This window comes from Archaeoglobus neptunius, assembly GCF_016757965.1.
Classification (GTDB): Archaea; Halobacteriota; Archaeoglobi; order Archaeoglobales; family Archaeoglobaceae; genus Archaeoglobus; species Archaeoglobus neptunius.
Map to the genome: position 1 here is coordinate 69,290 of NZ_JAEKIW010000010.1, position 14,283 is coordinate 83,572.

Annotated in this window: 8 protein-coding genes; 7 read left to right on the forward strand and 1 reads right to left on the reverse strand. The window is 44.9% G+C overall.

Annotated elements, in window-relative coordinates; genetic code table 11:
- Window positions 1-1,419 (forward strand): MATE family efflux transporter, encoded by a 1,419-nt coding sequence (locus JFQ59_RS08840; protein WP_202320066.1) that lies wholly within the window; start codon window positions 1-3, stop codon window positions 1,417-1,419.
- Here JFQ59_RS08840 and JFQ59_RS08845 read toward each other — a convergent pair.
- Window positions 1,416-4,805 (reverse strand): hypothetical protein, encoded by a 3,390-nt coding sequence (locus JFQ59_RS08845; protein WP_202320067.1) that lies wholly within the window; start codon window positions 4,803-4,805, stop codon window positions 1,416-1,418. The two genes, JFQ59_RS08840 and JFQ59_RS08845, sit on opposite strands and share 4 nt — an antisense overlap.
- 551 nt (window positions 4,806-5,356) lie before the next feature.
- On the opposite strand from JFQ59_RS08845, the gene JFQ59_RS08850 reads away from it, so the two are divergent.
- The 6 genes from JFQ59_RS08850 to JFQ59_RS08875 all read left to right on the forward strand — a co-directional run bounded on the left by JFQ59_RS08850 (window position 5,357) and on the right by JFQ59_RS08875 (window position 14,158).
- Window positions 5,357-6,391 carry a radical SAM protein gene (locus tag JFQ59_RS08850; protein ID WP_202320068.1) on the forward strand — a complete coding sequence of 345 codons (1,035 nt, stop codon included), beginning with the start codon at window positions 5,357-5,359 and terminating at the stop codon, window positions 6,389-6,391.
- Window positions 6,388-7,410: an ABC transporter substrate-binding protein gene (locus JFQ59_RS08855; RefSeq protein WP_202320069.1), complete on the forward strand. Its 1,023-nt coding sequence runs from the start codon at window positions 6,388-6,390 to the stop codon at window positions 7,408-7,410. Before JFQ59_RS08850 ends, JFQ59_RS08855 begins: the two co-directional genes overlap by 4 nt.
- Before the next feature lie 54 nt (window positions 7,411-7,464).
- Complete coding sequence (locus JFQ59_RS08860) at window positions 7,465-8,481, forward strand: FecCD family ABC transporter permease (protein ID WP_202320070.1); 1,017 nt, start codon at window positions 7,465-7,467, stop codon at window positions 8,479-8,481.
- Complete coding sequence (locus tag JFQ59_RS08865; RefSeq protein ID WP_202320071.1) at window positions 8,468-9,232, forward strand: ABC transporter ATP-binding protein; 765 nt, start codon at window positions 8,468-8,470, stop codon at window positions 9,230-9,232. The genes JFQ59_RS08860 and JFQ59_RS08865 overlap by 14 nt, the downstream gene beginning before the upstream one ends.
- A 248-nt stretch (window positions 9,233-9,480) precedes the next feature.
- Window positions 9,481-13,128 carry a DNRLRE domain-containing protein gene (locus tag JFQ59_RS08870; protein ID WP_202320072.1) on the forward strand — a complete coding sequence of 1,216 codons (3,648 nt, stop codon included), beginning with the start codon at window positions 9,481-9,483 and terminating at the stop codon, window positions 13,126-13,128.
- A gap of 76 nt (window positions 13,129-13,204) precedes the next feature.
- The gene (locus JFQ59_RS08875; protein WP_202320073.1) at window positions 13,205-14,158 is read left to right on the forward strand and encodes a Gfo/Idh/MocA family protein; all 954 of its coding nucleotides are present in this window, start codon (window positions 13,205-13,207) and stop codon (window positions 14,156-14,158) included.
- Window positions 14,159-14,283: the final 125 nt, after the last annotated feature.

Sequence of the window (14,283 nt, forward strand, 5' to 3'; positions counted from 1 at the left end):
ATGAAAAGAGGCCTGCCCTTTTACACGCTGTTTTTCATATTTTCACTTGCGCTGATGAAACTGAGCGGTGTGATCAGCAAGATTATTGTTGCCAGGTTCATAAGTCCGTATGAATATGGAATAATAACCCTTGTTACGATATCTCTGCCGGCCATGTTCTTTTATTTCACAAACTTCTGTTTGCACGACCTTCTTTCAAATTCAAAAAAGGGAAGGAATTATTTTGGATTTGCATTCAGCTATTCGCTTACAGCATCTCTGATTGCAGCATTTTTTGTATTTACATTCCATAAATCCTTTTTCAGCTTTTTAAACCTGCCTCTTGACAACTGGGAGTTGTTATTCATTGCTTTCTTTGTCTCCCTTACTTCTGGAAGTTTATTGAATGACATTACCGGTCTCTTCAGGGGTTTGAAGCTTTATTCCTCAACAAGCATTATAGCATCACTTCCGGCAATACTCAAACTTCTCATGCTCGTTGGTTTTCTGGCAACACTGAGAAAACTTGATTTTATAATCGCCATTCTGGTGTTCTCGTTCTCCAGTTTTGTATCTCTTGGTTTTGTGCTCCTGTTTCATAGGGGAACGATATTTGGAAACTTCAGGTTAACACCACCCGACCGCGAAATACTGTATTTCGGAGCTTCCGTGTATCTGCTGGGCCTGTTCGGGGGACTCAGCCAGACGATAAGCAAGGTTGTGGTCAGCCATGACCTGGGAGTGACCTGGCAGGGCTATTTTGATGCGTCGCTGACGGTTATTTCAATACTGTCATTTGCGTTTGCGTCAATGAGCTTCATATCGATTCCGGAAGCTACAAGCAGTGCAGACAGAGATGAACTGCTTTATGAAACCGGAAAGCTGGGTGATGTCGTCCGGGCACTGTTTGCATTTTTGGTTCTGGGCATCATGCTGCTCTGCATGTATCCATCTCAGTTTGTGGGACTACTTTTTGGCAAGGATTACACAGTTTCGTCCAGATTCCTCCCTGTTCTGGCTGTCGGTTATATTTTTCTTTATGTTCAGCAGTTTCTGGCGTATCTGAATGTGTCCTACCAGAAACCTGCAGAGTACAGATCCCTTGTCTTGGCGACACTCATTTGCCTTCTGTTCCTTGTCCCGACTGTACACACTCTCACCACAATGGTGGGAATTTTGGGTACGTATTCGGTTTTAACCTTCTTTTATTTCCTCTATTTGTTGATAACCTTGAAACTTTCAAAGGATCTATCTCCCGCATCTGTATTCGTTAAAAAGATTCACAGGCTGGTCATCGCAACGGCGATCACCGCTTTCATTGGTTATTTCACATCATTTCCAAATTTTCTCTACGATGTCTTATTTGTTTCCATCATCTTTACACTGCTGATTTTTCTTACAGGCTACCTAAGTAAAGATCTGCTGAAAAGCATTTTTTAAATATATATCCTTACCGTCTTTGTTTCTTCGGGCATGATATCTGTTGAGATGTACCACGTGTCCCCTTCTCTGTACAGCAGCTTTCCGTTTTCTACCCTTGGTTTTGCAGGAAGAACTATTTTTAGAGTTAGCCCGTTTATGGCCACATTATTTTTATTCGTGATTGTTGCATTTATAACTCCGTTTCTGTCATCCGTGGATACGTTGATTGACACTTTTTTGAGGAGCATCATGTGAGATGCAAGTTCATATGGGTCGGAGATGGTCAAACCTCTTTTTTTGGCATATTCCAGTACCTGCAGGGCCATTTTTTGAACTGCAGAGCTGTTCAGGTATTCAGAATCCCATCTGAAAACTGTCAGAGAGTCATACCTTGCTGAGGCATCTATTACGCTGGCCATACTCGTGAAATCGGGATAACCTCCTTTCTTGATTGTTGGTTTGGAGATGGGTATCAGCAGTATGGGGGTCTCTTCTCCTCTGAAGTAGGCGAAATGTGGCACTCTAACTCCCTCTCTCCAGTATATGTAGAATGGAGAAGGAACCTCTTTGGAAAATACGAATCCTGTTCCCGTTTTCTTCATGGATTTTATGAGTTCCAGATTGTATTTCAGGTTTCTGGGGAAATATCCAACTGTTTTTAGGCCTTCTGGCAATTTCTGACTTCTGGACGTGTAAATAACGTCGCTGGTAATTCCTTTGAGCAGGTTCAGGTCACTTCCCACTTTCACGATTTCAAAGTAGTGCTGTATCTGGTGCTGTGCGAAAAATTCGTGTACGCTTTTGATAAGGTTTAACTCGTTCACCGACATGTTGTTCAGATCTCCAAGATAGCTGATGAGCACCAGAGGTTTGACCCCATTTGGGAATGGGTATATGGACAGGGAATACCTGTCAGTGCTGTTTGCGGTAAACTTTTCGTCACCCACAGAAATCCACTGGGTGATCTTTATCGATTCACCCGGAGATAGCTCATTCTGAAATGGATCCATAATCTGGTTGATCATGTAATATCCTGTCACCGACCCTGTGTAGATTATTTTGTTTGGATACGGGACGTTCTGGCCGTATTTAAACAGAATTCCCGTACCGTTGTGATGTATGAACATCTCGCTGAATTTTGTGTCCTTGAGCAACACAAAATCTTCATTCGGATAAAGCCTTCTTGTCTCTACGTTCTCACCGTATTTGATTTTGAACATATCCAGCGGAGAGTAGACTCTGACTGTGTAGCCCACCCTCATGGAGCTGTTACTCCAGTCGTTGGCTATGAGTATCTCTCTCTTAAATGCCCTTTCGAAGAAGGTATACTTGACGGACAGGGTTGCCATCTTCCGGCCATCTTCCGTTTTGACTGTTGTGGTGTATATTATCTGGTTCTTTCCAAGAGTGATTTCAGAATATGGTATTTCCTGAAGCCCGTAGATTACCTCCTTCCGTTCAGGAGTCAGCAGATTCAGATCAATGATGTCTGCAAAACCGCCTTCGCCCAGATAGTTCTTCAACCGGGTGCCCATGTACTGAATTTCAGGTGTTTCCTTACTGAGTCGGACTCTGTAGTACTCGGTGTCAATTAGGTAACTCCCACCCGCATCTTTGATCAGAACCCCGTCTTCAAAGTTAATCTTTGGGAGGATATTGGCTATCCTGAGCTTTGATGGAATCTGGCGGTAAATTGAGAAGAAATTTTTGGTGGAATATATCTTGTCAAGCTGCCTGTTGTTATCCACGGATAGATTTAGCGGTGATTGTCCGTATATTCTGAATATTTTGTCAGTGGAAACAAGATAGCTTATCCCGAAGGATGCCAGCAAGTCTTTGGTGCGATCTTCGTGCTGTGGACCAAAGTAGGTGTAGTACTCATCTTTTATCAGTCTGGACATCTCAGATCCTGCTGTAACAGATAAAACCTTTACAGGTATTTTATTGCTGTAAATAGCCAGTCTTGCTCCGACAGGCCCGGTTGCTCCCTCTTCCGAGTGGCCTATTCCGGAAAGCCATTTCAACCCGTCTATTTCATATTTTGAGCCACTAATGTCCTGATGGTAGTAGAGATTCCCAACCACGGGGATCGCAATAACTGAGAGAAAGACAATCAGATACGATGCGAAAGCGATGGTGTTTCTAAGGCCGGGCATCTTTATTCCCGAGATATACTGCTTAATGGCTGAAAAACCCAGTGCGGATAACGGAGGAACGATGAGAAACATGTAGAAGAGCTCTCTCAATGCTCTCTCACCTGCGAAAACTCCTGAGGGGAGTGCGATAACGGTAACTGAAATGATCAAACTCAGGATAAGCGGTTTTCTCGTTCTCAGCAGCCCAATAATTGCCAGAATTACGTTAACCGGACCGAGCCATACCGGCCAGAAAAGAGGGCCATGGGAGATTGTACCTGCAAGACCGGCCGGTAAAATTGCCTGAGAACTGATGCGAAATTCTTTTAGGGCTTTGGATGCGTATCTATTTATCCACACGACAAGGTAGCCGGCGAGAAACAGGAATGACATCCAGAAAACGATAAAGGATATACTAAGGTTAACAAGCAACTGATTGTAAAGCGTTTCCAGGATGGGCCTCATGGAGAGCGGTCCTATGGACATGAACTCTCCAATCGAGATTAAAATCCGCCCCTTCCCTATGTATTGAGAGTGGATGTGGGGGAACATGTGCATGGATATTACGTAGTACACTAACGTGAGCAGGGCTAGCAGGTACGATTCTCTATGCAATCTACCGGAAATTGCGGCAAAAACTATGAAGAACATCATCGAAAGAAAGATCATAAACAGGTATGTACCCGTGTGGGTTATGCTTAGGAAGAGGACGAAAATATTCAGCAGGATGAATCTTTTAACCGCACTCAGCCTCTCTTCTAGCAGCAGGTAGATGATCATAACATCCACGAACATCGCAAAAATGGATGTGGAGTATCCAAGAATGCTCAGTGATATTGAAGGGGTTGAAAGCAGGAACAGAATTGATAAAATTCTGGTTTTGCCATTCCGATCGAATATGCCCGAGTAGTGGTAGTAAAGCAGCAGCAGGATGGTGAGACAGCCGAAAGGTGTCAACAGGGCTAACTGAAGCGGCTCTGCTCCTGTTATTTTGGAAACTATTGAACCGAACATCCAGAGTCCGAAGGGGTAGTCGTATCCGATATATTCCTTTTCGAAGTTCATCTCGTAAAATTCGCTTAGAGAATTTGTTTTAGCCATCAGGTTGGTGTATATAAGATGGGTGAAAGCATCGGTGCCGTAGGGGATATCGACATAAACGAGGGTTGGCAGAATGAAGCCGAAAAATAAAACAAAGCAGAGTACGATTACAGGTGTGTTTTCACGGTTTTTTATGAATTTTAAGTAATTTTTTATTTCAACATCCATTTGCACTATACTGCCCTGCCCATTAATATTATTTTTCGTTACTCATCCTCTAACTCGGCAAGTCTTGCGGAGTTGAAGAGGGAGGCGGTATGGCCGCATCTTCTCTCTAGATCGCCTAAGAAAGCTTGGATATTTCGAAATACGAGTTGAGCAAAATAACTGGTCAGAATAGACAGAATCATTTCAACTTTCGAAAGAGACCCTGAGTTCTGGATTGAGCATGACTTGGGTCGGATATCCGACGATCTGCCTACCTCTGCGATGAAGAGGGGGCGGAGAAGGTTGAGGAGTTGCTTGAAAGAGCCGAGAGGGAGAGGTAAGGCTGTTCATGGACTACGTCTGAGGTTTACTACATTATTGCGAGAGAGTTGAGTGTTGCGAAGGCAAATGAAGACTACAAGACGAGAACGGCCCCTCAGACAGAGTGTTAAAATCTCTGGGAGCGAGGTACGCTGAGTCAAGACATGAGTATACACAACAGATTAAAAATGGCAACATTTAAGAACCTTTTAAGAAATTCAACACATATAGTGTTACGGAGGTGAATAATTGTGTTAAGTGACGTTTTACGTGAAGCTTTAAGCGATCCAGTAACACAAGATGAAGCTCTGTACATCCTGAATAAAGTGCAAACAATTGAAAATTTTTTAGAACTTGCGAAGGTTGCCTCTAAGGTCAGAGATGATGAAGTTGGAGCAGTTTTCAAGTTTGATGGGTTCATAGGCTCAGTAACTCCGTGCACAACGAATCCGCCTTGTAAGTACTGCAGCAGATCAACTGGAAACCGTCCAGATTTCGCAGAAAAACCACTGACAACTGAAGAGATTGAACTGGGTGCGAGGTTAATAGACAGCACAGGCACAAAAAGAGTCGAGCTTGGTGGGGGAACATTATGGAGTGGAGCGGGTGAAAAGGTAACAGAAGCTGTGAAGGCCGTTAAAAAGGTGTCCTCAATGGACATTTGGATAAACGTTGGTCCTGCCCTAAATAAGGACGACCTCATCAGGGTAAAGGAATTGGGTGTCAGGGAGGTATGCAGCAGTCTTGAAACCATAAATCCAAAAGTTTTCAAAGAAGCAAAGCCGGGAGACAGTCTCGAGGCTAGAATGAAGCTTGCAGAAGAAATAAACGAGGTTGGATTGGGTCTTAAAAGCGTTATGATGGTTGGATTAGGCAGTAGCTACGAAGATTACGTAAAACACATCTTCTGGTTCAAGAAGTTCGAGAATCTCAGTAGCATCTCTATAACTGGATTGAGACCAATTCCTGGAACGCCTTTTCAAAATAGGCCTATGGCAAATCCGCTTGAAGTTGCAAAAGTCGGTGCGGTTGCGAGGCTAGTTTTGAGAGATGTGGATGTGGGGTTTGGTGGGATAATGAATGATCCCCGACTGTTGCCACTCTGGATAATGGCAGGTGCAAATAGGGCAATTCATCTGGGTGCTCACGTTCACAGATTCTGGTCAACTCCGATAAGACATCCGAATACGTTCGTAGAGAAGCATGGTGATATAGAATTCATAAACATGCTACCCCTGACGACTAGACTTGTTAGGGAGATGGGAATGGAGGCTGATGTGGAATGAGGAAAATTTTGCCAGTACTTATTTTACTCATCATTGCATCTACAGTTCTTGGATGTGCTCAGCACAGAGAAGCGAAGATAAAGATAGTTGATCAGTCAGGGAGAGAGGTAGAAATTGGTAAGGTTGAAAGAATCGTCAGCCTATGGCCAGAAGCGACGAGAGTACTTTTTGCACTGGGTGTAGAAGATAAAATAGTTGGATTGGATAGCGATAGCAAGAAATGTCCAATTTTGACAAGAGCTTTTCCAGACAGGCTAAAAGAGATACCGGATGTTGGAAGCGCTGTCAGAGGAACTCTAAGCCTTGAAAAACTTGCAGAACTCAAACCTGATATCGTGTTCGTAAGGACTGAAGATAGAGAACTTGCGGACAAAATACAGCAAACTCTCGGAATTCCGGTTGTATGTGTCAGAATGGATAAATTCAATCCACCTCAGACGAGTTTTGATATTATTACGGTCATAGGGAAAAGTGTTGGAAAGGAGGAAAGAGCCAGGAAAATAAGAGAATACCTCGAACGTAAGATAGAGGAAGTCAAATCCGTAACATCAAAAATACCCAGTGCAGAAAGACCCAAGGTTTATCTTGCAAGCCCATACAATCTCAACTCTGTAATCGCTCTCGCTACGGATGTAGAAATTGCTGGAGGAAAGAGTCTGTCAGTTTACTGCAAGAGCTGGGCCTGCAGTGTAAGCTTTGAGCAGATCGCAAGCTGGAATCCTGACGTAATTTTGCTTCATGCTTATGGTAAGTTCATGCCAGACGATTTGAAGAAAGACTCTAACTGGCAGAAGATTAAGGCGGTAAAGGAGAACAGAATCTACAGAATACTGTTTGGTTACACAGGAAAAGATCCGGGACTCTTTGTTATAAACGTTCTAACCGAGGCAAAGATTCTGTATCCGGATAAGTTCAATTACGACGTTGAAAAGGAAGGAAATGAGATTTTCAAAATGCTTTACGGCGTTGATGGATTGTACACCAAGATAAAAGAAGATTTTAAGCTTTCGTCAGTTTAAAATTTTTATTGTCAAAGGGTTAAATAAGACTGGCGAATGGTGAGGCGAGCAACCGTGCCAACGGAATTTATGCGAAATTTCGAGAGGAAGTTTGAATTACTTTCGTACAAAGCCAGTTTGATCCTCTTACCTCTCTTGCTGTTTGTCCTGTATCTGTCCATTGGAAAATATGCAATATCGCTGGACTCACTACCGTCGGTCTTGTTTAACGATTCGATCGAACATACAATACTCCTCAATGTGAGATTGCCAAGAGCGATCGAGGCAATGCTTTTCGGAGCTTGCATGGGCATTTCGGGGGCAGCTTTACAGACAACACTTAGAAATCCACTTGTAAGCCCGTATATACTCGGAATTTCATCAGGAGCTGCTTTTGGAGCTGCTTTGGCAATAGTTTCACTTGGAACGGGCTATTTCTTCTTAATACAGCCTTCAGCTATCCTCTTCGCTTTGATTGCTGTTGCCATTACATTATCCTTATCGAAGTTCAGGGGGCAGTTTTCACCGGCATCCTTAGTTCTGGCAGGTATTATTGTTTCAGCTTTGTTTTCTGGTTTGATTTCGTTAGTTCAGATACTTGTCGAGCCTGAGAAGACTCAAACCATCGTTGCCTGGATAATCGGCAGGCTGTATGCAGTAACCTGGAATGATGTTGTTACCTCTGCTCCTCTGGCAGTGGTGGGGATACTGGGGCTTTTGGTTTTTAGGTGGAGAGTTTTTGCTCTTTCAATGGGTGACGAGGAGGCGAAATCTCTTGGTATTAATGTTGAAAGGGAGAGGTTGCTCGTAATACTGTTTGCATCAATTGCTACTGCATCGGTTGTTTCTGTAACCGGAATAATAGGATGGGTTTGCCTGATATCCCCACACATAACGAGATTTATAGTCGGCTCAAATCCGAAATATCTCCTCCCAGCTTCGATTTCGATCGGCGCCTCATTTATGTTAATTGCTGATTTGATTTCGAGAACTGTCTGGGTCTACGAGATACCCGTAGGGGTAATCACCACACTTATCGGAGCCCCCATGTTTCTTTATCTCATGAGGAGGGCTATGCATGAGTGGAGTTAAGGTGAGAAGCTTGAGATTTGGTTATGATGAAAGGACTGTGCTAAAAGATGTATCCTTTGAAGTTAATGAAGGTGAAATTTTAACGATACTTGGCCCAAATGGTAGTGGTAAAACCACTCTGCTTAAATGTTTAAACAGACTACTGAAACCAAAGGGTACGGTGTTTATCGACTCGTTTGAAATTTCAGGGCTTAACGAAAAGGAACTCGCAAAGTTCATTGGATATGTTCCGCAGATACATTCACCGGCATTTCCATATAAAGTCGTGGATGTCGTGGTCAGTGGAAGAACCCCACATTTAGGCCTTTCAATGCCAACTAAAAAAGATTACGAGCTTGCTTATGATGTTCTCGGCAAGCTTGGTTTAGGTCATCTGGCAAATAGGCCTTACACGCAGTTGAGTGGTGGAGAACTGAGGCTGGTCCTCATAGCAAGGGCTTTAATTCAGCGGCCGAAAATTTTACTCCTTGATGAGCCCACGTCTCATCTGGACCTAAAAAACAGGGTATCCGTTTTAAAAGTTTTGAAAGAAATTGCAAAGGAGGGTATTGCTGTAATAATGAGCGAACACGACCCGAATTTGGCCTCTCTTTTTTCGGATAAGGTTCTGCTGATGAGTAATGGCGGAATGGTTGGATACGGGAATGTTCGAGATGTGCTGACCAGGGAGAACTTAATGAAAGTTTATGGAGTTGATGTAAAAATTTTTGAGAACAATGGAAAGCGGTACATATTTCCGGTTATCGGTTAGCCTTTATGTCATTTACTGATAGCCCAGAGTGCTCTGTTCCTGTATATGCCAGCAGTCACGCATTCATCTTCCTTAAGCTTTAAACTCCCTAGCGAGTCCCGTTGGGCATGCGCGGTGGATTTTGCCAATTGCCATGGTTTTTTATGTCACCTCTTTTTTACGGGCATGTCCCTGGGCGTGCCCAACAACAGAAAGGTTTATCTGCCATCAGACGTAGATTAATCATTCAGTTTTGGTGATGATGAGGGATGAGTGGAAAACTTAACGCCGGGTGGATTGGTGCAATCCTGTTCCTGTTGATCGTGGCTATCCAATCTGCATCAGCCCAACCCCAGCTCATCGGCAAATGGGACTACGGTGCAGCTTTCGATGTGGCAGCTTCAGGGAACTACCTGTATGTTGCTGCGGGAGAGCAGGTAAGAATATACGATATCTCCACCAAAGCGAAGATAGAGAATATAGAGTTCACCCCTGTCAGACTGTTCAAGAGCTACTCCGATGTGGGTACCTTCAGGGAGAAAACGCCCCCCGTCAGTATCCTCCACACCAATGCTGGAGTTATTCAGGCCCTTTTCATTGATGGAAACTACCTGTACATAGCGGGAGAGAAGAAGTTCGTCATAGCGGACGTAACCAACCCTACATCCCCCCATACTCTCTCCACCCTCAACATCCCTGCCACCGATGTTGAGGTTAAGGGCAGCTACGCCTACGCAGTCTCACAGAAGAGCATAGTCATAATCGACATTTCAGACAAAACCAATCCGAAAGTTATCTCACAGATAAGCGTCAACGACAAAATCAGAAGGCTCTGCATCCACGGAAACTACCTGCTGACTGGAGGAAACGATATCTTCCTCTACATCTACGACATCTCCAACCCTGCAAACCCGGTCCTCCTCGGAAAGTGGGCCGATCCGAACAACGATCCCCGCAGAGTAGTTTCCAGCATTGCTGTGAAAGGTAACTACGCCTACGTGGTTGACTACCACTATGGCATTCACGTCGTCAACATCTCCAACCCTGCAAATCCTGTAGAAGTGAACTCCATAATTGGACAGAACGATCCCAATGCCAACGACATCAAGGTTTTCGGCAACTACCTCTTCCTCTCCACACGCTACGAGGGATTCAGAGTTTACGACATCTCCAATCCGGAAAATCCAGCACAGATATCGGTCTTCTCAGGCTTTCCAGGATACGTTGAGGGCATCTTTGTCTATCAGACCTCCTTCGGCATGTACGTTTTTGAAACAGGCTACTCAACAGGATGGGCAATAGTAAATGTCACAGACATCCACAACCCAACCCTCCTCGCCAGACTACCAGTCCCGACATGCGACAGCATCGCCGTAAAAGGAAACTACGCCTTCTACGGAGGACACAATGACGGCGTGTGGGTTGTTGATATCTCCGATCCCTCTCACCCCCAGGAAAAAATCCTGATCAAAAACAAGGGCAGAAACACCGGCCTTGCAATTGACGGCAACTACCTCTACATTGCAGGGAGCTGGGCGGATCTTACGATTGCAGACATCTCGAATCCCGAAGATCCGGTAATCACGGTATGGAACTTCGGAGGGAGTCTGGGAGGAAATCTCATCGTTGTTGACAACTACCTCTATGCGGGTGGAATCAAGATATTCGACGTATCGGACAAGCACAATCCGAAGCTCGTCTATTCAGCAGATCTGGGCTTTGGTAGAGGAGCCCAGCCCCTGGCGAGATATGGCAACTATCTCATCTTTGGCGGGCAGAACGGGCTTTTCATTGTTGACATCTCCAACAGAACGAACCCTGTTGTTGTGGCCAATTACAGCCTCAACATGTACACCGGAGATGCTGAAATCCACGGCACCACCCTCTTTGCGGTAGAGGGGACAGGAGGTATATACTCAATAGACATCTCCAACCCGGCAAATCCAAAGCTTCTGGACAGCATTACCAGCATCATCGCCAACAAAATCGCCATATGCGGTAACAAAGCCTACCTACTACCAAGAATCTCAAGCTGGGGAGGAATGAGAATCATCAACATCTCCGACCCCTCCAACCTGAAACTGGAGGGCACGGTTGATGGCGTGTATGGCAAGGATGTGGCCGAGTACAGCGGAATTCTCTACACTACAGAGGGACACGTAGTATTCACAGGTGTGACAGAAATACCACTAACGATCTCACTGCTGAGTGTACAGGATATCACTCAGAACTCCGCTGTGGTAGTCTGGCAGACAAACAAGGACTCTGATTCCCTCGTGGAGTACGGAACCGCTTCTGGTCAGTACACTGAAAGGGTCCATGATCAGACGATGACAAGGTATCATTCAATTACCCTGAGCAATCTCATCCCCGGAACCACATACTATCTCAAGGTTGTTTCCACCACCGGGAATGAAACTGCAGCGTCTGCAGAGATATCCTTCAAAACACAGGATCTGGTATTTACCGCAAACAATACTCTGAACAGTGCCTCTTCTGGTAACAGCAGTAGTGGTGGCAGTAACGGTGAGGCAGCAACCGTGAATGCAAAATCTGTTGCCAGAATCTACCCATCCAAAGACTCGAGAATATCTCCGATCTCGACCTGGAACAGCGGAGATAGGGATCTGGCAGTGGGCAGCTTCGACAGATACAGAACCGTGCTTGAGTTCAAACTTCCAGAAGGCACAGGTGAGATCAAGTCAATTCAGCTCTACCTCTACGTCAAGTCCACCAGAAACAGCCAGTACAACCACACAATTGAGCTTTACACACTCAACGGCGATTTCAATGAGCAGGAAGTAAACTGGACTCACAAAACCAGCAGCGAAAAATGGAGTACACCTGGAGGCGACCTGGGAATACTGGTCGACCACTACAATGCAACGGGAGACCTCTCAGGTAAGTGGATATCCTTCACTCTGAAAGGAAGTGATGCGGACAACTCCCTCAACCTCTCATGGGGAGACACGGTAAGGCTGATACTAGTCCAGAAAGTCACAGGAGACTGGCACAACAAGTACAGACACGATCACTTTGACTCAAGGGAGGGAGAGAACAAGCCATATCTTGTTGTGGATGTTGTAAAAGACCAGGATCCACCCACAATCACAATAATCAGTCCTGCAAACAATTCCGAGCTTCCAAGCAATACTGATAAGGTACTGGTCAGGATTGCAACGAATGAAGAGGCAAAATGTCAGTATGCTACAAGAGACTTTGTGTATGGAGAAGGAATTGATTTCCTGTCGAATGGAACGGAGCATACATTTGAGCTTAATGTAGAGAGCGGCAAGGAGTACACGTTTTACTATCGCTGCATTGACAAATACGGTAATGCAGATTTGTCGAGTGTGGTTCATAAATTCAGTGTACAGCCCTCTGGGCCAGCCAGAATCTACCCATCCAAAGACTCGAGAATATCTCCGATCTCGACCTGGAACAGCGGAGATAGGGATCTGGCAGTGGGCAGCTTCGACAGATACAGAACCGTGCTTGAGTTCAAACTTCCAGAAGGCACAGGTGAGATCAAGTCAATTCAGCTCTACCTCTACGTCAAGTCCACCAGAAACAGCCAGTACAACCACACAATTGAGCTTTACACACTCAACGGCGATTTCAATGAGCAGGAAGTAAACTGGACTCACAAAACCAGCAGCGAAAAATGGAGTACACCTGGAGGCGACCTGGGAATACTGGTCGACCACTACAATGCAACGGGAGACCTCTCAGGTAAGTGGATATCCTTCACTCTGAAAGGAAGTGATGCGGACAACTCCCTCAACCTCTCATGGGGAGACACGGTAAGGCTGATACTAGTCCAGAAAGTCACAGGAGACTGGCACAACAAGTACAGACACGATCACTTTGACTCAAGGGAGGGAGAGAACAAGCCATATCTTTTAATAATCCGGTAAAAATATCGAACCAGAATTTAAATATTTACCAAAATTTTTATTAAAGGATTTGCGTATATTTATTTAGTTGGTAATTATGAAAAGTCTCAGAGTAGGTGTTATCGGTGCAGGGATGATGGGAAGGCACCATGCGAGGGTGTACTCAGAGATACCATTCGCTGATCTCGTTGGTGTGGCAGATTCAAATGGGGAGAAGGCCAGGGAGGTTGCAGCAGAATTTAAAACTCGAGCGTTTACGGATTTTGGGGATCTTCTGGAAGAGGATCTGGATGCTGTCAGCATAGCAGTTCCGACAAGCATGCATAAGGACGTGGCACTGAGAGTTGCTGATTACGGGGTAAACATGCTTATAGAAAAGCCAATCGCCGATTCGATCGAAAATGCACGTAGGATTGTGAAAGCTGCAAGAATCAACGATCTGAAGGTGATGATTGGGCACATAGAGCGCTTCAATCCCGCTGTGTTAAAGCTGAAAGAGTTGATAAAGAATGGAGAGCTTGGAAGCATACTTGCAATCTCATGCAAAAGAGTTGGTCCGTACTCACCCCGCATAAGGGATGTTGGAATCATAATAGACCTGGCGGTGCATGAGATCGATACGATATCGTTCCTTTACGGGATGAGAGCGGATAACGTTTATGCTGTCGCTGGAAACAGTTTTCATAAATGGGAGGATTATGCATCGATTGTTGTTAAATTCAGTCCAGACAGGGTTGGACTGATCGACACAAACTGGCTGACTCCAACCAAGGTAAGGACTCTGAATGCGGTGGGAACTGGTTGTGTGGCAAATCTGAACTACCTTGAGCAAAGTCTTGAGATTGTGAGGGAGGATGGAAAGGTAGCTGTGAATGTCAGGAAAAGGGAACCTTTGAGGAATGAGCTGGAAACTTTTTTGAACTGCATTTTGACCGATACGGAGCCAGAACCTTCAGCGGAAGATGGCCTGTACGTTCTTTCTGTGGCAATTTCGGCAATAAAGTCCTACAAATCTGGTTTGCCTGTCGAAATAGGGGGTATAATCGTCTGATTGGGCAGATATGTCTGGGTTTTCAGTACATTGAGCTCAGTCAGAGGTATTCTTCCTCGTATCGCTCCGCCCAGAACCCTTCCAGCTCTTCAAGAATTTTCGGGTCTAGAGCAAACTCTTCCGTT